9 protein-coding genes are annotated in these 19,576 nt (G+C 73.7%); 2 read left to right on the top strand and 7 right to left on the bottom strand.

Annotated features, from left to right (window positions below; all coding sequences use genetic code 11):
- Window positions 1-3 precede the first annotated feature (3 nt).
- From OHU74_RS29530 to OHU74_RS29520, 3 genes are read right to left on the bottom strand one after another with little or no spacing between them, the layout of a single operon-like run.
- Window positions 4-330 (bottom strand): acyl carrier protein, encoded by a 327-nt coding sequence (locus OHU74_RS29530; protein ID WP_371618680.1) that lies wholly within the window; start codon window positions 328-330, stop codon window positions 4-6.
- Window positions 320-4,876: a beta-ketoacyl synthase N-terminal-like domain-containing protein gene (locus OHU74_RS29525; protein WP_371618679.1), complete on the bottom strand. Its 4,557-nt coding sequence runs from the start codon at window positions 4,874-4,876 to the stop codon at window positions 320-322. Before OHU74_RS29525 ends, OHU74_RS29530 begins: the two co-directional genes overlap by 11 nt.
- On the bottom strand, window positions 4,869-12,059 hold the full coding sequence (locus tag OHU74_RS29520; protein WP_371618678.1) for an SDR family NAD(P)-dependent oxidoreductase: 7,191 nt from the start codon (window positions 12,057-12,059) through the stop codon (window positions 4,869-4,871). Before OHU74_RS29520 ends, OHU74_RS29525 begins: the two co-directional genes overlap by 8 nt.
- A 487-nt stretch (window positions 12,060-12,546) precedes the next feature.
- Between OHU74_RS29520 and OHU74_RS29515 the strand changes: the two genes are divergently transcribed.
- Entirely contained in the window at window positions 12,547-13,440 is an 894-nt protein-coding gene (locus tag OHU74_RS29515) for a LysR family transcriptional regulator (protein WP_371618677.1), read from the top strand.
- Window positions 13,441-13,594: 154 nt separating this feature from the next.
- The gene (locus OHU74_RS29510) at window positions 13,595-14,896 is read left to right on the top strand and encodes a putative Ig domain-containing protein (protein ID WP_371618676.1); all 1,302 of its coding nucleotides are present in this window, start codon (window positions 13,595-13,597) and stop codon (window positions 14,894-14,896) included.
- A 72-nt stretch (window positions 14,897-14,968) separates the two neighbouring features.
- Here the strand turns inward: OHU74_RS29510 and OHU74_RS29505 are convergent, their stop codons facing one another.
- The 4 genes from OHU74_RS29505 to OHU74_RS29490 are packed head-to-tail and all read right to left on the bottom strand — an operon-like array spanning window position 14,969 to window position 19,549.
- Window positions 14,969-15,967, bottom strand: coding sequence for a TIGR03842 family LLM class F420-dependent oxidoreductase (locus tag OHU74_RS29505; RefSeq protein ID WP_371618675.1), 999 nt, complete (start codon window positions 15,965-15,967; stop codon window positions 14,969-14,971).
- 26 nt (window positions 15,968-15,993) lie between these two features.
- A complete protein-coding gene (gene hydA, locus OHU74_RS29500) occupies window positions 15,994-17,394 on the bottom strand; it encodes a dihydropyrimidinase (protein ID WP_371618674.1) in 1,401 nt (466 codons plus the stop codon).
- 20 nt (window positions 17,395-17,414) lie between these two features.
- Entirely contained in the window at window positions 17,415-18,710 is a 1,296-nt protein-coding gene (locus tag OHU74_RS29495; RefSeq protein ID WP_371618673.1) for an aspartate aminotransferase family protein, read from the bottom strand.
- A complete protein-coding gene (locus tag OHU74_RS29490) occupies window positions 18,707-19,549 on the bottom strand; it encodes a nitrilase-related carbon-nitrogen hydrolase (RefSeq protein ID WP_330299390.1) in 843 nt (280 codons plus the stop codon). Before OHU74_RS29490 ends, OHU74_RS29495 begins: the two co-directional genes overlap by 4 nt.
- Window positions 19,550-19,576 lie beyond the last annotated feature (27 nt).

Below are 19,576 nucleotides of genomic sequence, written 5' to 3'. Positions count from 1 at the left end.
GGATCAGCCGTTCGACGCGGGCGCCGCGGCGCCGGCCGCCGAGACCCGGACGAGGGAGGCGTGGGTGATCCGCCCGATGTGCGTGACGAGTTCACCGACGGACATGGCGAGGATGGCGTCCATGTCCTTCTCGGACAGGAAACCCATCAGGTCCACGTCCGCGCCGTAGCGGTGGTGGAGGAGTTCGGCGAGGGCGACGAACTCGATGCTCTCCAGGGCGAGGTCCTCGTTGAACGTCGTCTCCATCGTGACCTCGTCCGCGAGGAGGTGCTCGTCACCGACGATCTCCACGAGCATGCCGGTGATTTCGGCGAGGATGTCAGCTGCCATGACTGGTCTCCGTGAGGTGGAAGGGGGCGGGGGACAAGGTCGCGGGACGGTCGGTCCAGGCGACGATGTGGTCGGGCGGCACGTCCGCGAGCAGGGTGGTGCGGATCGGGTACGGGTGCCCGTCCGGGGACAGCACCCGCAGCCGGCCGGAGCCGGGGTCGCCGGCCGTCCGCCAGTCGCGCGGCCGGCCGCCGAGCCCGGTTCCCGCCGCCTTGGCCGCCGCCTCCTTGGCGCACCACAGCGTCGTGAGGGCGGCCGGCAGGCCGGTGCCCTCGTGGGCCGCGAGCTGCTCGGCGAGGGCGAGTTCGCCCGGTGTCAGCGCGATGCGGATCAGCGCGTCCGGATCGGTGGTCACCGGCTCCAGGTCGATGCCGACCGGGTGGTCGCGGTGGGCGAGGGCGACCGCGATCCGGTCCTTGTGGGCGATCGCCAGCCGGACTCCCCCGGCCAGGGCTCCCCCGGCGCGGGGCCGGCCCGCGGGGTCGTTGCCCACGGGCACCTCCACCGGGAAGACCGGCCCGGCTCCTTCGTCCCACAGCAGTTGCCGCAGCGCGTCCTTGGCGGCGATCCGGCCGAGCAACCAGGGCGCCCGGGCCCTGGGCGCCAGCCGCTCGTACGCCGTGCGCTCGGCGGCGCCGAGGTAGCGGCGCATGACGAGCTCCTGCGAGGCGGGGTCGTTCCAGCGGCGCCGGGCCAGGCACCACCCCTCGGGCCGGGGTTCGCCGATGCCGCACACCTCCGGGGTGAACTTCATCGGCCAGACCCGTTCGTCGGCGCCGAACCGGCGGTACGTCCAGCCGTCGATCCGGGCCCACACCCGGCCGTCGGCCCGGCGCAGCTCGATGTCACCGCGCACGGTGACGTCGCGTACCTCCCGGATCCGGGCCGTGGCGGTCACCAGCTCGTGGGGAGCGGGCGGGGGTCCTGAGAACCGGATCCGGTCCACGGTGGCCGGGAACACCAGCCGGTCGACCGGGAGCCGCAGCTGCATCCAGTGCCCGAACAGCTGCCCCGCGGCATCGAGCAGCGCCCCCGGGTCGGGCAGCGCCCGCAGCACCCCGTGGATGCCGTCGGAGCCGACGGCCAGCACCTCGTGCACCCCGGCGAAGCGGGGGCCGTGGAACATCCACCGGTCCCGGTAGAGGGCCTCGGCGCTGACCGGGGCCGGCCGCGGGTCCCGCAGGGGCGTCGGATCGGGTTCGGGCAGCGGACCGTACCGCTCCCCGAGGAGCACGACCACGTCGGCGTACTCCCCGAGGGTCACTCGGATGCGGCCGGGACCGTCGCCGTCGCCGCGGACGGTGACTTCCACGTCGAGGGCCGGTTCGACGGGGAGCCAGCGCAGGGCCCGTACCCGGTCGTAGCCGATGACGGCGAGACCGGGCGGGGCGTGCCGCAGTGCGGCCTCGGCCGCCAGCTCCAGCATCGTCGTCATGGGCACGACGGGGAACCGGTCGGACGCCTCCGGCCAGCCTTCGGGCTGCAGGTAGACGCAGTGGTCCCGTACGTAGGGCAGCGCGGCCAGCGAGAGCCGCATGGTCTGCTTCGCCCCGACGCCTCCCCGACCGGAACCGGCGACGGGGTCCGTCGGCCGCGGCGGGCCCGCGGCGTCCGGGTGGGTGTCGGCGCGGTCCGCGTCCAGGGCCGAGAGCAGGACCGGTCGGGGTCCCGCGGCCACCGGGGCAGCGGGGGTGGCAGGGCCCAATGGAATCGGTGGGGCCGCCGGCAGGGCCGGGACCGGGGCGCCGGCCGGGGGCAGGAGGCCGCCCAGGGCGGTGCGTGCCGCCGCGCCGAGACGGACGAGCGGCGACCCGAGGTCCAGGGGCACGGAACGCCCTCGTGCGGACGGCGCGGGCGCATCGGCGGGTGCGGGCCGGGCAGGGGGTCCCGCCGGGGCGCCCGGTGCAGCGGTCAGCCGCTCCCAGCGCGGGGCGTACCCCTCGGTCCACAGGGCGGCGCAGGTGCGCCGGAGGGCGGCCAGGCCCCCGAGCCGGGGCGAGGAAGCCGACACCGAGAGGTGGGGGCGCTCGCGCAGCGTGTCCTCGACGAAGCCCGGCAGGCTTCCCGGCCCCAGGGTGACGAAGCCGCGGACGCCCGCGTCCTCGTACAGCCCGAGCACCAGTTCGCGGAACCGGACCGGCTCCAGGAGGTGGCGGACCACCAGCTCGCGCACGTCGTCGGGCGCCTGGGGGAACGGCGCGCACGTGGTCGCCGACCAGAGCGGAAGGGTGCCCGGCCGCAGCGGGAGCCGGCCGAAGGCGGCACGGACCTGTCCGAGGTAGGGCTCCCACATCGGGGTGTGGAAGCCGGAACGGAAGGGGAGTTCCTGACCGGGGACTCCATCGGCCTTCAACCGCGCCAGGACGGCCCTCACTTGGTCCGGATCCCCGCATATCACCGACTGGTGCGGGCAGTTGTCGTGGCTCACCACCACCCCGTCCAGGCCGTGGAGCGCCGCTTGTGCCCGCCGGGTCCCGCAGCCCAGCGCCGCGTAGACCAGATCGGGGACCTTGAGCGACCCCGGCCGCAGCGAGTCCAGGAAGGTGTCGGCCGCGTCCTGCGGATACATCCCGGCGGCGACCATCGCCGCCCACTCCCCCAGGCTGTGGCCCGCCAGCACATCGGCCTCGATGCCCAGTTCCGGCAGGACCCGGGCGAAGAACCGGCCCGTCGCGATCGCGTCCAGGGCCCGCTCCATCAGCTCCTCGCCCCGGCTCAGCCGTGGCCGCTCCAGCCCGAGCCGGTCCGCCACGTCGTCCAGTGCCGGCGTGAACTCCGGCTCCAGGCCCGGGAAGAGGAACGCCAGCCGGCCGCCCGAAGGCTCCGGCGCGAACCACACCTCGCCGCGCCCCCGCCAGGCCCGGCCGCGCGCCACCACCTTCGCGGCCAGCGCGAGCCGCTGGGGCGTCGGCCCCACCACGGCGAGCCGGCACGGCCCGTCACCACCGGATACCGGGGAGCCGTCCGCCAGCCGCGCCGACAGCTCGGATGCGCCGGCCGCCCCCATCAGGAGTACGTCCTCCCGCGCGGGCGCCCCCACCGGCAGCGCCGAACCGCCCAGCGGCAGGAAGCGCCGTACGGGCACGCCCCGCCGGACGGCACCGGGGGCCTCCACCAGCACCACGTGCGCGTTGATGCCGCCGAAGCCGAAGGCGTTCACGCCGGCCCGGCGCGGCTGCGGACCGCGTTCCCACGGCCGGGCCTTCGTCACCGGCGACATCCGGGTCCGGGACAGGTCCGGGTGCGGCTCCTCCAGGTGCAGCGTCGGCGGCAGCACCCCCTCGTGCACCGCGAGGGCCGCCTTGATCAGCCCCGCCATCCCGGAGGCCTGCATGGTGTGCCCGAGCATCGATTTCACCGAGCCGAAGCCGATGTCACCCCCGCCCGCCGGCGGCGCGCCGAACACCTGGGCCAGCGTGTCCAGTTCGGCGGCGTCCCCCACCGGGGTTCCGGTCCCGTGCGCCTCCAGCAGGCCCAGCGATCCGGGGGCCCGCGGATCCAGGCCCGCCTGCCGCCAGGCCCTTTCCAGTGCCTGCACCTGGCCCGCGACGAGCGGGCTCATCAGGCTCGCCGCCCGGCCGTCCCCGGCCACGCCCGTGCCCTGGATCACCGCGTAGATCCGGTCGCCGTCGCGCTCCGCGTCGGCCAGCCGCTTCAGCAGCACCACTCCGGTGCCCTCGGACAGCAGGGTTCCGTCGGCACGCCGGTCGAAGGGCCGGATGCGCTCGCTGGGGCTCAGGGCCCGCAGCTGCGTGAACACGCTCCACAGGGTGGCGATGTGGCAGTGGTGCACGGCCCCGGCGACCACCGCGTCGCAGCGCCCGCCCGCCAGCAGCCCCACCGCCTGGTCCACCGCCAGCAGCGAGGAGGCGCAGGCCGCGTCCAGGGTGTAGGCGGGACCGCGGAAGTCCAGCCGGTTCGCGGTCCGGGCGGCCGTGAAGCTCGGTACGAGTCCGATCGACGCGTCCGGTCGTTCAGGACCCAGGGAGTCCTGGAAGGCCGTGCGCACCGCCGCGATCCGCCGCTCGCCGAGCTCGGGCGCCAGTTCCCGTAGGGTCTGCGCCAACTGGTGGGCCGTACGGACCCGTTGGTCGAGCCGTGCGGTGGCCGCCCCCATGAACCCGCCGCGTCCCAGGACCACCCCGATCCGGGAGCGGTCGGCCGGCAGGCGGCTGTCGCCACCCGCATCGGCGACGGCCTCGGCGGTCGCGTGCAGGGCCAGCATCTGGTCCGGCTCGGCCCCTTCCACCGCGGCCGGCATGATGCCGAACCGGGTCGGATCGAAGGCGGCGAGCCCGTCCACGAAACCGCCCCGCCGGCAGTAGAAGCGGTCACTGGCAGCCGGTCCGGTGGCGCCGGCCGGGTCGTAGTACACCTCGGGATCCCAACGTCCGGGCGGGACTTCGCCGATGCAGTCCGTGCCGGCCAGGAGGTTGCGGCGGTACGAGGCCAGGTCCGCGGCCCCCGGGAACACCGCCCCCATTCCGACGATCGCCGCGTCGGTGGGACGCGGGCCGCGCTGGCGCCCTCGCTGCCGGTCAGTCACGTCCCTCACGCCCCTCGGCCATCAGGACCACCTGTACGTCGGTCCCGTGCGCGAGCTCGGCGAGGAACGCGGCGGTGCCGGCATCGGGCTCTATGAGCGGTATGCCGCGCCGGGCGTACGCACGGGCCAGTTCGGGGCTGACCATCCCGCCCGCCTCCGCGGCCCAGGGCCCCCAGTCCACGGACAGCACACGGCCCGGGAAGGGTGCACCGATACCGCCGGGCGCCCAGGTGTGCGCGAGGGCGTCGAGGGCGTCGTTGGCCGCGGCGTAGTCGCACTGACCCCGGTTTCCGTACACCCCCGCCGCGCTCCCGAACAGGGCGAGGAACCGGGGTGCGGGCGCCGTGCCGTGCTCGGCCGCGGCGGCGGCGAGGTTCCGGGCACCCGTCACCTTCGTGGTGAACACCTCGGTGAAGGCCTCCGGTCGCTTGTCGCGGAGCAGCCCGTCGTTCAAGGTCCCGGCACCGTGCACGATGCCGTCCAGCCTCCCGTGCCGTTCCCGCACTCCGGCCACGACCTCCCGTACCGCCCGCTCGTCGGTGACGTCCGCGCAGTGGTAGCGGACGGACGCGGCCACCGAGCCGAGGGCCGTCAGGGTGGCCCGCACCTCGCGTTCGGCGAGGATCCGCGAGGCCGCGGCCTCGATCTCCGCGGGGGTGCGCAGACCGGTGGCGATCAGGGCGGCGCGCAGCGCGACCCGGTCGCCTGCGTGCCCGAACTCATCTGCTTCGGAGGCGGGTTGGGGCGTACGTCCCACCAGCTCGACATGGCATCCGGTGGCCCGGGCCAGAGCGACGGCGGTCCGGGCGGTGATTCCGCGGGCCCCGCCGGTCAGCAGGACGACGGCTTCCGCGTCGAGGGGCACCGCGCCGTCCGTGGACGCAAGAGGCGCGGGTACGGGACGGCGGGTGACGCGTACGCCCTCGGCGGTGTACCCGACGGAGGCGGGGTCCTCCGGGGCCGCGACGGAGCCGGAGGACCCGGGGAGTCCGGAGGTCCCGGGGAGCCCGGGGAGTACGCAGCTCAGCTCGGCGAGGAGCTGCTCCGCGATCCGTCCGGGGTCCTCCTTGGGGTGGACGTCCACAGCGCGGATCAGCCTGCCGGGGAATTCGAGGGCGGCGCTGCGGGCGAAGCCGTGCAGGCCGGCTCCGGGAGTGCCGTGCGCGGTGACGAGGAGGAGCCGCTGCACACCACCGGTCAGGGCCCGCTGCAATCCGGGGAAGGCATCGGGCAGAACGGGATCCGTACCCGGCCGCAAGGCGGACAGATCGAGGACCGCGTCGAACCCGGCGTCGGCTTCGGCGAGTTGCCGTACGTCGGCCCCGTGCTCCCGCAGGGTTCCCACGAGGGCGGGCGCGACGCCCAGGCCGTCCCCGACGACCCCGATCCGCAGCCCCCGTAGGACCTCCGGGTCCGTGGAGGGCGCCGGCAGGGGCAGCAGGTCGACCCGTAACCGACCGAGCGCGGGGCGGCCGGACGCCGCCGGGTCCGCCGGACGGCTCGCCTCGGGCGCGGTGTGGGCGGTGACCCAGTCGACGATGCCGCGCAGGGTCTTGATGCGGGAGAGCTCCTCGACGGCGGACTCGACGGAGCCGCCGGCGTCCCGCGGAAGACCGATCCGGTCGGCCAGGGCGCCGATGATCTCGACCCGCTTGATGGAGTCGATGGACAGGTCCGCCTCCAGGTCCAGCTCGGGGTCGAGCATGTCCCGCGGGTATCCGGTCCGGGTGTGGACGATCTCCACGATCACGTCCATCACGTCCATCACGTCGGGCACGTCGGGCACGTCCATCACCTCCTCGGGTGACCGGATGGGGCCGCCTGGAGCGGCAGCAGGTCCCGTGACCGTGGCGGTGTGGGTGGCGGAGACGCTGGGCCACGTGCCCCGAGCGACCCCGGGGCCGGGGCCGGGGTCGGAAACCGGAGCCTCCAGGGCCGCGACCGGCTCCGCGGCAGCCCCGGACCACGCCGCGAGCGGCTCCCCCTCGGTCCAGGACCGCGCCGTGACCGGCACGGACGTGCCCAGGTAGCCCAGCATGACGTCGCGCTGCGCCTGGACCAGTTCGCGCGAGCCGCGCAGATACTCCAGGACCGCCGCCTCACGGCTGTCGGCGGCGGCCGGGTCGGCGCTCGGGGTCTGGATCATCTGGTGTCCTCCCATGTCTTCCGCCACCGCGAACAGGTGACCTCCTGCGGGCCGCTGGCCGCCCGCCGCGTGGACCCGGTGGCCGTTGACCCCGTGGCCGTTGACCCGGCCGTCGGGTAGCGCCGGAGGCCCGGGCACTGCCGCCCGAAGCGCCGACCCCGGCACCGGACCGGACCCCGCCGGAGCACCGGACACGGGCACTACCCCGGGTGCCACTGAGGCACCCGACCCGGGCACCGCCCCCGTCACCCGGCGGGCCGGGCGCAGGCCGCCGGGGACCGGGGTGCCGTTCGACGTGCGGACCAGGTGGCCGTCCACCAGCCAGCCCGGGCGGCGCGGAGCGCGCTCGGGGAGCCGGGAGGTGCGGCCCCGGAACAGGGCCTCCGGCGCCACGGGCACTCCCGCCGCCGTGAGTTCCGCCAGTGCCGTGACCAGGCGCACCAGCCCGTGCTCGCCCGGCACGTCCAGCGGGACCGCCGTGTGCGGCCGGTCGCCGAGGATGCGGCCGACCAGCCCGGACAGGACCCGGCCCGGCCCCGCCTCCACGAAGGTGCGGACCCCGGCCGCGTACATGTTCTCCACCTGCTCGACGAACCGGACCGGCTCGGCGACCTGCCGGGCCACGAGGTCCCGTACCTCCGTGGCGGTGACCGGGTACCGGCCGGCCGTCGTGTTCGACCAGACCGGGACGGCGGCGTCGGCCAGCGTCGTCCCGGCCAGTTCTTCGGCGAGGGCCACGGCAGCGCCCGCCACCACCTCGCTGTGGAACGCGCAGGCCACGGGGATCGGGTCCGCCGACACGCCCGCGGCCCGCAGCGCGGCCACCGCCTCGGCCACGGCGGCGGAGGGCCCCGAAATCACGCACTGCCGAGGTGCGTTGTGGTTCGCCACGACGCACCCGGCACGTGCCGCGATCTCCCGCACCTCCTCCGGTGAAGCCACTACCGCCGCCATCGACCCCGGATCCGCCCCGGCGGCCGTCACGATGGCTTCGGCGCGGCGCGCGCTCAGCCGCAGCAGGCTCTCCTGGTCCCACACTCCCGCCGCCCACAGCGCGGTGAGTTCGCCGTACGAGTGCCCGGCCACGCAGTCCGGCCGTACGCCCAGGGTCCCGAGCAGCAGGTGCGCCGCCGAGCCCGCGAGCCCCAATGCCGGCTGAGCCACCCGGGTGTCGGTGACCGCAGCCCGCTGCGCGGCCCGCTCGGGCGCGGTGAACGCCGCCGGAGGGAACATCGCGGAGGCCACCGCCCCCGGCGCCGTGTCCAGCAGTTCCCGCAGCGCGGGGAACGCCATGAACAACTCGCCCAGCATTCCCGGACGTTGGCTGCCCTGCCCGGGAAAGAGGAAGGCCACCTGACCGGGATCCGCCGCCTCTTCCCGTACGTGGACCCCCGCGCCCGGCTCGAAGGCCCGCGCCCGCTCCAGCCGGGCCGCCAGCTCGTCCAGGCTCGCGGCCACGACCGCGACCCGTACCGGGCCGGCATCAGCCGCGACCTCCGCGGCGAGGTCGCGCAGCGCCCAGGGGCGCCCGGCGGCGTCGTTCTCCTCCAGCCTGGCCGCCAGTCGCGCCACGGCCCGGCCCGCCGCCCGCCGGTCGGCGCCGCGGAAGCAGAACAGCTCGGCCGGCCACTCCTGCGACCCGTGCCGGGGCTCCTCCGATCCGGCGTAACCGGCGAGGACCGCGTGGTAGTTCGTCCCGCCGAAGCCGAACGCGCTCACCCCCGCGATCCGCCGCTCCGCGGGCGCCGCCCACGGCCGCGCCTCGGTGTCGAAGTAGAAGGGGCTGCTCTCCGCCCGCCAGGGCGCGACCGGTGCGCCGAGGTGCAGGGTCGGCGGCCGTACGCCCGCGTGGACCGCCCGGGCCGCCTTGATCAGTCCGGCCAGACCGGCCGCGCACTTGGTGTGCCCGATCTGCGATTTCACCGAACCGAGTGCGCAGGATCCCGGAGCGGCACCCGCCGCGGTGAACAGTTCGCTCAGCACGGCCAGCTCGGTGCTGTCGCCGACCACGGTGCCGGTGCCGTGCGCCTCGACCAGGCCGACCTCGCCGGGGCTGACGCCGGCCCGGGCGTAGGCTCGTTCCAGCGCCCGCCGCTGCCCTTCGGGCCGGGGCGCGGTCAGTCCGAGGGACCGTCCGTCGCTGGAGGCCCCGACCCCCTTGATCACGGCGTACACCCGGTCGCCGTCCCGTTCGGCGTCCGCGAGCCGCTTCAGTACGAGGGCCCCCACCCCCTCACCGAGGGCGATCCCGTCGGCGGCCGCGTCGAAGGGCCGGCAGCGGCCGCCCGGGGACAGTGCACGGACGGAGGAGAAGAGCAGGTAGTCGTTGATGCCGTTGTGGACGTCCGCGCCGCCGCACAGCACCATGTCGCTGTCCCGATCGCGCAGTTGGCGGCAGGCGAGGTCCAGTGCGGCCAGCGAGGAGGCGCAGGCGGCGTCGACGGTGCAGTTCGCGCCTCCGAGGTCCAGCCGGTTGGCGACGCGGCCCGCGATGACGTTCGCGAGGACACCGGGGAAGGAGTCCTCGGTGAGCCGCGGGAGTTGCTCGTCCAGCTCCGGAGGGAGCTCGCCCAGGTAGCCGGGGTACAGCGCGCGCAGCCCGTACGCGCCCGCCAGTTCGGTACCGGCCTCCGCGCCGAAGACCACCGAGGTCCGGGACCGGTCGAAGGCGCGGTCCTTGTCGTACCCGGCGTCCACCAGGGCCCGTGCCGAGATCTCCAGGGCCAGCAGCTGCACCGGTTCGATCCCGGCCAGCGAGGCGGGCGGGATGCCGTGCGCGAGGGCGTCGAAGGGGACCGGGCCGAGGAAGCCGCCCCAGCGGGACGGGGTGCGCTCACCGGCCCGCGCCGGGTCGGGGTCGAAGTGGAGCGCCGGGTCCCAGCGCTCGGCCGGTACTTCGGTCACCGCGTCGTTGCCGGCCAGGATCCCGGCCCAGTAGGCGGCGAGGTCCGGTGCGCCGGGGTAGGCGCAGGCCATGCCGACTATGGCGACGTCCAGCGGCTCGGGCGGCGGCTCTTCGCCCCCGGACGGAGCCAACTCCTCCGCCCGTCGGCGCAGCAGCTCGGTCGCCCCTTCGGTGACCTGCTCGTGGAGAGCCGCGATCGTGGTGGTGGCGGAGCGCAGCATGGCGGCCTGGCCGAGCATGAACAGCCCCTCGGCGTGCTGCTGTTCCTCGTCCACGGGCTGCAGACCGGAGCCGTCCGCACCGCGCCGCAGCCCCTTGCTGGCGATCCTGAGCCGTCCCAGGTTGAGCCGCTCCAGTTCCTCCCACACCTCGCGCGGTTCGGCGCCGCCGTCCGCGAGCCGCTGCCGGGTCGCCTCGAAGGCCTCGACGTACGGGGTGGCCGCACACCGCGTGGCGTGTCCGGGCGCGGTGTGCAGCAGCACGGTGTCCGCGCAGTCCACCGCCGCACGCTGGAACCGGGGCAGGACGGCGCCCGCCGCGACCGCCTCCTCGGTGAAGAGGTAGGCGGTGCCCATGAGGACCCCGATCCGGGCGCCCCGCTCGGCCAGTGGCGCCGCGGCCGTCACGGCCATCGCGGCGGAGCGTTCGTCGTGGATGCCGCCGGCGAACAGCACGTCCAGCGAGGCCGGTTCGGAGCACGACAGCAGCAGCTCGATCTGCTCCTCCCAGAGCGGGAAGGAGGCTCGCGGCCCGACGTGCCCCCCGCACTCCAGCCCCTCGAAGACGAACCGCCGCGCCCCCTCGGCGAGGTACCGCTCCAGCAGTCCCGGCGAAGGCACGTGCAGATGGGTCCGGATCCCGGCGGCCTCCAGCGGGGCCGCCTGCCCCGGGGTGCCGCCCGCGATGACCGCGTACGGGGGTCGCACCTCGGCGACGGCCGCCAGCTGCTCGGCCCGGAGTGCGGCCGGGGCGAAGCCGAGCAGCCCCACGCCCCAGGGCCGGTCCCCGAGCCGCTCGGCGGTCTCGGCGAGGAGCCGCCTGACCTCCGGTCCCTCCATCACCGCGAGTGCCAGATAGGGGACCCCGCCCCCGGCGGCGACCGCTTCGGCGAAGGCCGCCTGGTCGCTCACCCGGGTCATGGGCCCCTGCGCGACGGGGAGCGGGCGCCCCGGATCCCTGCCGCCCGCCAGCGGCCGGGCCCGTACGACGGCCAGCAGATGTCCCTCGACGGCCGCCCGGATCGCCCGCAGGACGCCGCCGGTCGTCCGGTGGCGCGCGGCCAGCCGGGCGGCCGAGGCCCCGTCCTGCCCGACCGGGAGCAGCTGTGCACGCAGGTCCCGCGCGCCGAGCAGGGCGGCCACCGGTCCCTCGGGCGGGGTCAGATCGGGGCGCGCGTACACGCGGTGGTCCTGCAGCAGCCTGGTCTCGGATCCGTCCATGGCCCGTACGGCCGCCGCCACTTCGACGGGCAGCCCGGCCTCCCCCTCCGGCGTGAGGGCCAGTTGTACGTCGACCAGCACCCCTGCGGCTCCGCCTGCGACGGCCGCGGCCGCCGTATGCAGCCCGATCCCGCCGTACGCCCGGACGGGCAACCCGATCCCGGGGTCCGCGAGCAGCTGCTGGAGGAGGACGAAGGTGGTGGCCCCGCCCACCCGGCCGCCGGCCTCGTGCCCCTTGGCGACGAGCGCGTCGACCCCGGCGGCCGCGGCGGCCTCGGCCCGCGCCAGATCGGTGACCTCGGCCCATACCCGCGGCCGACCGTCGGCCGCCGCCCAGCCGGCGATCCGTTCCGGGGTGTGCGACGCGGGGTCGGCGAGCAGCACCGTGTCCACCTCCGGCGGCAGCTCCTGCGGCCCGATCGGACAGCCCGCGGGCACCCGTACCCCGTAGCGGCCCCCGCCGAGGCGGCGGGCGAGCTCGGTGAAGGCGCGCCGCGCGGCCCCGTCGTCCCGGCCGAGGTCGAGCAGGCCGAGGGACCCGGCGCGCTCGGCGGCGATGGCGATCCGCGGATTGGGCTCCTCGAACGGGCTGACCGCGACGACGAGGTCACGGTCGGCGGCGGCGGGCCCGCCGGGCTGCCGGGCCGGCGGTGACAGCGGAAGCGGTGGGGAGTGCGGAGGTTGTGGGGACACGGACGCTCCTCTTCCAGTGCTGTGTGACATGGCGCAATGCGGAGGCGGAAGACGGGGACAGCGGCGGGCGGTCTTCCCGCAGGGGGTGGGATCCGAGGTGCGAAATGTGCGCATCGGCCGGGCGACCAACCGAGGACATACTTGAACGGTGGTCAAATTGCCGGATGGCCGCGATGCATCGTGCGGTGACGGCCCCGCACTGTCAACGGGCATCCGGAGCACTCCGCTCAGCACTCCGGGCGCCCGAGACCCACCCGCGCCGCCCCCGGTCCGCACCGGCGACGCCCTCCCGCCAACGCGGTGGCCTGCGGCGTTGCGGCCCGGGCGGCCCCGCCCGGGCGCGGGGGCCGACGTACGGTAGCCGTGCGTGCTCATGCCGTATCGGTATGGGTTGCCGCCGGTCCGGCATGACCCCCTTTGCGGAGTCCGGTACTTGTTCACCCGACGAGCTCTTACAGGTACACCCTCGCCCGGTTACCGTCCGGTCATGACCCCCACCCTCGCCCAGCTCCGCTACCTCGTCGCCGTCGCCGACTGCCGCTCCATCACCAGCGCGGCGGCCTCGGTCTTCGTCGCCCAGTCCGCGCTGTCCCGGGCCGTCCAGGCCATGGAGCGCGACCTCGGCGTCGAACTCCTCGCCCGGCGGGGAAGGGGGGTGGACCTCACGCCGGAAGGGGCCCGAGTGGTCCGGCTGGCCCGCACCGTGCTCGACGCGGTGGAAGCCATCGACGACATCGGGACCCCCCACACCCAGGGCACTCCGGCCACCCTGACCCTCGTCACCACTCCCACCCTGGCCCTCGATCTGGCCTCCCAGCTGGTACAGGCCTTCACCGAGCGGCAACCCACCATCGACGTCAGGATCCACCAGTACGACAGTCGCGAGGCCGTGGTCCAGGAACTGATGCAAGCCCGGGCCGAGTTGGCCCTCGTGGACCTCCCCGTGGACAAGGAGCTCTCCACCCACCACATCCAGGAGCGCGAGGTGGTGCTCATCTCACCGGCCGGCTCCCTGCTGCCCGACCCGTTACCGTTCCGCGCCCTCGACGGCCTGCCGATGGTGCTGCCCAGCCCCGGGACGGGCCGGCGCACCGAGCTGGAGGCCATGTTCAGCTGTCTCGGCGTGCGCCCGGTCCCCCGACTGGAGGTGGACGAACGCCTCGGCTGGGTGACCGGCGTGACCGACGGCCGCGGCTCCCTCATCTGGTACCGGGACGTGGTGGCGAGGGCCTTCGGCACCAGGGCGGAGATCCGCTCCTTCACGCCACCCCTGCTGCGTCCGGTGGGCATCGCCCACGCCCGGCGGCCCTTGAGCCGGGCGGCCCGCGCCTTCATCGCGCACGCCCGGCACAACGCACCCGTACGCGAACCATCGCGCTGACGCGTGCGTGCCGGACGGGCCGCGTGTCGCCCACTGGGGCCAACCGGAAGGCTCCCGGCGGCGGACCAGGCATGCCCACCCGGCATTGAACGATGCTCGAACAGAAGGCACTTGACCCTGGCGTCATGAATTGACGTCCCATCACATGGTGGGCATGTTCCGACTACGTCTCACACCCCCACGGGCCGTCGCCGCCCTCGCGACCGCGGCCCTCGCCACGATCCTGCCGGCCACGGCCTGGGTGGCCGATGCTGCCGGCGCCGCACCTTCCACGACCGCGGCCGCGGCGGCCGCCCCCGGGACCGGCTCCGCACTCGCCCCCGAGCGCAAGTGCACCCTCCCGGGAGGCCTGGCCGAACTCAGCGGCCTCGCCATGAGCCGTAAACACCCCGGGGTCTTCTACGCGGTCAACGACAGCGGAAACACCAACCAGGTCTTCGCCATCGACTGCGGCGGCGCCACCGGCCGGCTCCTGGCCACGTTCACGGTGGCCGGGGTGGGCAACACCGACTGGGAGGCGCTGACGATCGGAAAGGACGCCTCGGGCGCCCCCACCGTCCTCGTCGGTGACATCGGCGACAACTTCGGCGGCCGCACCGAGATCACCGTGCACGGCTTCACCGAGCCCGATCAGCTCACCAACGCCACGGTGACGCCCGTGACCTATCGCTTCGCCTACGCCGACGGCAAACACGACGCCGAGTCCCTGCTCGCCGACCCCGTCACCGGACGGCTCTACATCGCCAGCAAACTCATCGGAGCGGCGGGCCAGTTCTACCAGGCCCCGCTGCCTCCACTACCCGGCCAGCTCAACACCCTCACCGCGGTACGGCCCGGCCCGGTCTTCACCACCGACGGCTCCTTCTCGCCGTCGGGTGCCTCGTACACCCTGCGCAGTGGCGGTCCGCTGGGCGCCAACACGGCCTCGGTGTACGACACCGCGGGCACCAAGCTCGCGGACGTCGCCCTCCCCTCCCAGTCACAGGGCGAGACGGTGACGTACGCCGACTGCACGAGCCTCCTCGTCGGATCGGAGAACGACACCCAGATCTGGCGCGTCCCCCTGCCCCCCGAAGCCACCCCGGGCTGCGCCGGAACCCCCACCCCTACGCCGACACCGACTCCCACGCCGACGCCTACGCCTACGCCCACCCCGACTCCCACGCCCACCCCCACCCCGACTCCGGGTGACCTGAAGCTGGCCAACCCCGGCCCGCAGACCTGCAAGTTCAACCAGACCTGCACCATCCAACTCACCACCACCGGCGGAAAACCACCCGTCCACTACACCGCCACCGGACTCCCCTGGGGCCTCACCATCGACACCAACACCGGCCGCATCACCGGCAAACCCTGGACCACCGGAACCATCCAGATCACCGCCACCGCCACCGACACCACCAACACCAACACCACCGCAACCACCACCTTCCCCCTCACCCTCAACTGGTTCTGAACCAGACGCGGGCCCCGGCCTCCTGAAGGAGGCCGGGGCCCGACGAGCCGCGGAAGACCTGACCGGCGGCGGTCAGCCGAAGGACGGAATGATGTCGGAGCCGTACGCGTCGATCGTCGCTTCCCTGGCGTCGTGCATGTCGTAGAGGGCGAACTGGTCGACGCCCAGGTCCCGCAGGACCCGCAGCTTCTCGATGTGGGCCTCGGCCGGGCCCAGCAGGCAGAAGCGGTCGACGATCTCGTCCGGGACGAAGTCGGTGGAGGTGTTCCCGGCGCGGCCGTGGTGACTGTAGTCGTAGCCGTGCCGGTCCTTGATGTACGCGGTCAGTTCCTCCGGCACCATCCCCGAGTGCTCGCCGTACCGGGAGACCAGATCGGCGACGTGGTTGCCGACCATCCCTCCGAACCACCGGCACTGGTCGCGGGCGTGCGCCAGATCGTCGCCGACGTACGCCGGGGCGGCCACGCAGATGGTGATCGAGTCCGGGTCCCGGCCGGCCTCGGCCGCGGCCTGCCGGACCGCCTTGACCATCCACTCCGTCAGGAAGGGGTCCGCGAGCTGGAGGATGAACCCGTCCGCCTTCTGCCCGGCGAGGGCCAGCGCCTTCGGTCCGTACGCCGCCATCCAGACGGGCAGTCTCCCGTCCTTGATCCAGGGGATGCGGATCGGGTTGCCGTCGACCACCGCCTCGCGGCCTTCGGCCAGGTCGCGGATGACGTCCATGGACTCGCCGAGGCGGGCCAGGGTGTTGGGGGCCCGGCCCGCGACCCGCATCGCGGAGTCCCCGCGCCCGATCCCGCAGACGGTGCGGTTGCCGTACATGTCGTTGAGGGTGGCGAAGGTGGAGGCGGTGACCTCCCAGGTGCGGGTGCCGGGGTTGGTGACCATCGGGCCGACGTGCAGTTTCTGCGTGTTGGCCAGGATCTGGCTGTAGATGACGAACGGTTCCTGCCACAGGACCGCCGAGTCGAAGGTCCAGCCGTAGCGGAACCCGTTGCGCTCGGCGCGCTTCATGAGGCTGATGACTTGGGAGGCGGGCGGGTCGGTCTGCAGGACGAGGCCGAAGTCCATCGGGCGGCTCCTTGCGGGTTGCGCGCTTACAGGTACTGGCAGGTGGACCGGTGGATGAAGGCCCCGTGGCCGGCGCGGCCGGTGTATTCGCGCCGGTCGATGACGAGTTCGCCCCGGGACAGGACCGTGTCGACGCGTCCGGTGATCCGCTTGCCCTCGTACGCCGAGTAGTCCACGTTCATGTGGTGCGTCTCGGCGGAGATGACCTGCTCGGCGTGCGGATCGTAGAGGACGATGTCGGCGTCGCTGCCCGGCGCGATCGTGCCCTTCTGCGGGTAGAGGCCGAACATCCGGGCCGGGGTCGCGCACGCGATCTCGATCCAGCGGCGGCGGCTGATGTGCCCGTCCAGGACGGCCTGGTGGAGGAGGTCCATGCGGTTCTCCACCCCCGGCAGCCCGTTCGGGATCTTGGAGAAGTCGCCCCGGCCCAGCTCCTTCTGGCCCCGGAAGCAGAAGGGGCAGTGGTCGGTGGAAACCACCTGGAGGTCGTTCGTCCGCAGGCCCCGCCACAGCGCCGCCTGATGCTCACGAGGCCGCAGAGGAGTCGAGCAGACGTACTTGGCGCCCTGGAAGTCCGGCTCCTCCAGGTTGTCGGTGGACAGGAACAGGTACTGCGGACAGGTCTCGCCGAAGACCGGCAGCCCCTTGTCCCGGGCCGCCGCCAGCTCCGCCACCGCCTCCTCCGCCGAGACGTGGACCACGTAGAGGGGGGACCCGGCCACCCGCGCGAGCTGGATGGCGCGGTGGGTGGCCTCGGCTTCGAGGAGCACCTTGCGGACCTCGCCGTGGTGACGGGGATCGGTCTCCCCGCGGGCCAGGGCCTGTTCCACGAGGACGTCGATCGCGATGCCGTTCTCGGCGTGCATCATGATCAGCCCGCCGTTGCCCGACGCCCTCTGCATCGCGCGCAGGATCTGCCCGTCGTCGCTGTAGAAGACCCCGGGGTACGCCATGAACAGCTTGAAGGAGGTGACCCCCTCCCCCACCAGGTGGTCCATCTCCTTGAGGGTGCCCTCGTTGACGTCCGAGAGGATCATGTGGAAGGCGTAGTCGATGGCGCACTGGCCGTCGGCCTTGGCGTACCAGGTGTCGAGCCCCTCGCGCAGGGCGTGGCCGGGGGTCTGTACGGCGAAGTCCACGATGGTGGTGGTGCCGCCCCAGGCGGCGGCCCTGGTTCCGGTCTCGAAGGTGTCGGAGGCGGCGGTGCCTCCGAAGGGCAGCTCCATGTGGGTGTGCGCGTCGACCCCGCCGGGGATGACGTACTTCCCGCTCGCGTCGATCGTCCGGTCGGCCGTCCAGGTCTCGGCGGCGGCCGTGCCGTGCGCCGCGAGGGCGGCCACGCGGCCGTCCTCGATCAGCACGTCGGCGTGGAGCTCGTCGGCGGCCGTGATGACGAGGCCGCCGCGGATGAGGGTGCGGATGGTCATGTACGTCGTCTCCCCGGTAGCTAGTTGAGGATGCCGAGGGCTTCGGCGAGGATGCCGGCGCCCTCCTCCGCCTCGGCGACGGTGAGGGAGAGCGGCGGCGCGATGCGCAGCACGCTGGTGTTGTGTCCGCCGCCCTTGCCGAGGAGGAGGCCGCGGGCCCGGGCGGCCTCCAGTACGGCGGCGGCCGCGTCGGGATCGGCCTGGTCGGTACCGGGCTTCGTGAGCTCCAGTCCGGCCATCAGGCCCCGGCCGCGGACCTCCCGTACGGCGGGCACGGTCGCGGCGACGGCACGCAGCCGCTCCAGCAGCAGCCCGCCGACCCGGCGGGCGTTGCCCTGGAGGTCGTGTTCGAGGAGGTACGCGAGGTTGGCGACGCCGGCGGCCATGGTGACGGGTGAACCGCCGAAGGTGGAGATGGAGTTGGAGTCCAGGCAGTTCATCACCTCGGCGCGGGCCACGACTCCGCCGATGGACATGCCGTTGCCGATGCCCTTGGCGAAAGTGAGGATGTCCGGCGGGCCGTTCTGGGCGTGGGCCTGCCAGCCCCAGAAGTTGTCGCCGGTGCGGCCCCAGCCGGTCTGCACCTCGTCACTGATCCAGAGGATGCCGTGGCGGTCGAGGACCTCGCGGAAGGCCCCGTAGAGCCCGTCGGGCGGGGAGGTGAACCCGCCGACGCCCTGGATCGGTTCGGCGATGAGCGCGGCGAGGCCGCCGCGGGCCTGGCCGAGGACGTCTTCGAGGTCGGCGACGGCGGCCGCGGTGAACTCGGCGTCGTTCAGGTGCGCGAAGGGGCCGCGGGAGCGGACGGCGCCGTGCACGTAGTACGTCTGGAGCGGCGAGAGGCTGGTCGGGGACCAGCCGCGGTTGCCGGTGATGGAGACGGTGGAGAAGGACCGGCCGTGGTAGCTGTTGCGCATCGCCAGGATCTGGTTGGAGCGGCGGTACGTCGTCGCGAGCAGCAGGGCGGTGTCGTTGGCCTCGGTGCCGGAGGTGGTGAAGAAGACCCGGGCGTCCGGGATCCCGGACAACGAGGCGACCCGCTCGGCGAGTTCGATCATCGGCCGGTTCAGGTACAGGGTGGACGAGTGGATGATCCGTCCGGCCTGTTCGGAGACGGCCTTGGTGACCTCGGGCAGGGCGTGGGCGGTCATCGTGGTGAGGATGCCGCCGAAGAAGTCCAGGTAGCGGTTGCCTTCGGCGTCCCAGACGTGGCGGCCTTCGCCGTGGGTGAGCTCGATGGGCCGGTCGTAGTAGAGCGCGAGCCAGTCGGGCAGGACGGAGCGGTGGCGACTGTGCAGGGGGATCGGGTTGGTCACGGCTGTACGAGCCCTCCGTAGGCGTCGGGGCGGCGGTCGCGGTAGAAGGCCCACTGGTCGCGGACCTCCTTGATCAGGTCGAAGTCGAGGTCCCGGACGAGGAGTTCCTCCTCCTTGTCGCTGGCGACCTCCCCGACGAACTGGCCGCGCGGGTCGACGAAGTAGCTGGTGCCGTAGAAGTCGTTGTCGCCGTACTCCTCCTGGCCGACGCGGTTGATCGCCGCGACGAAGTACTCGTTGGCGACGGCGGAGGCGGGCTGCTCCAGCTGCCACAGGTACCCGGACAGGCCCCGGGAGGTCGCGGACGGGTTGTACACCAACTGCGCTCCTGCGAGCCCGAGTTCGCGCCAGCCTTCCGGGAAGTGGCGGTCGTAGCAGATGTAGACGCCGATCCTCCCCACGGCGGTGTCGAAGACGGGCCAGCCGAGGTTGCCCGGCCGGAAGTAGTACTTCTCCCAGAAGCCCTTGACCTGGGGGATGTGGTGCTTGCGGTACTTGCCGAGGTAGCTGCCGTCGGCGTCGATGACGGCGGCGGTGTTGTAGTAGAAGCCCTCGGACTCCAGCTCGAAGACCGGTACGACGATGACCATGCCGGTCTCGCGGGCGAGCGCCTGCATGCGCTGCACGGTGGGGCCCTCGGGGACGGCCTCGGCCCAGCGGTAGTGCTCGGGTTCCTGGACCTGGCAGAAGTAGGGGGCGTTGAAGACTTCCTGGAAGCCGATGATCTTCGCGCCCTGGGCGGCGGCCCGGCGGGCGTGCTCCTCGTGTTTGGCGATCATCGACTCGGTGTCTCCGGTCCAGGTGGCCTGGACGAGTGCGGCGCGGACGACTTGGGCCATGAGCTGCTCCTCGCGACGGGTACGCCG

The sequence above is a fragment of the Streptomyces sp. NBC_00454 genome, assembly GCF_041434015.1.
Lineage (GTDB): Bacteria > Actinomycetota > Actinomycetes > Streptomycetales > Streptomycetaceae > Streptomyces.
The sequence above is the reverse complement of the archived record's forward strand: the minus strand, read 5'-3'. Positions and strand labels throughout refer to the sequence as shown.

Excerpts from the sequence above, each read along its gene's own strand:
- hydA (WP_371618674.1), bottom strand. The coding sequence starts at position 17,394 with ATGACCATCCGCACCCTCATCCGCGGCGGCCTCGTCATCACGGCCGCC.
- OHU74_RS29530 (WP_371618680.1), bottom strand. The coding sequence starts at position 330 with ATGGCAGCTGACATCCTCGCCGAAATCACCGGCATGCTCGTGGAGATC.
- OHU74_RS29505 (WP_371618675.1), bottom strand. The coding sequence starts at position 15,967 with ATGGACTTCGGCCTCGTCCTGCAGACCGACCCGCCCGCCTCCCAAGTC.
- OHU74_RS29510 (WP_371618676.1), top strand. The coding sequence starts at position 13,595 with ATGTTCCGACTACGTCTCACACCCCCACGGGCCGTCGCCGCCCTCGCG.
- OHU74_RS29490 (WP_330299390.1), bottom strand. The coding sequence starts at position 19,549 with ATGGCCCAAGTCGTCCGCGCCGCACTCGTCCAGGCCACCTGGACCGGA.
- OHU74_RS29515 (WP_371618677.1), top strand. The coding sequence starts at position 12,547 with ATGACCCCCACCCTCGCCCAGCTCCGCTACCTCGTCGCCGTCGCCGAC.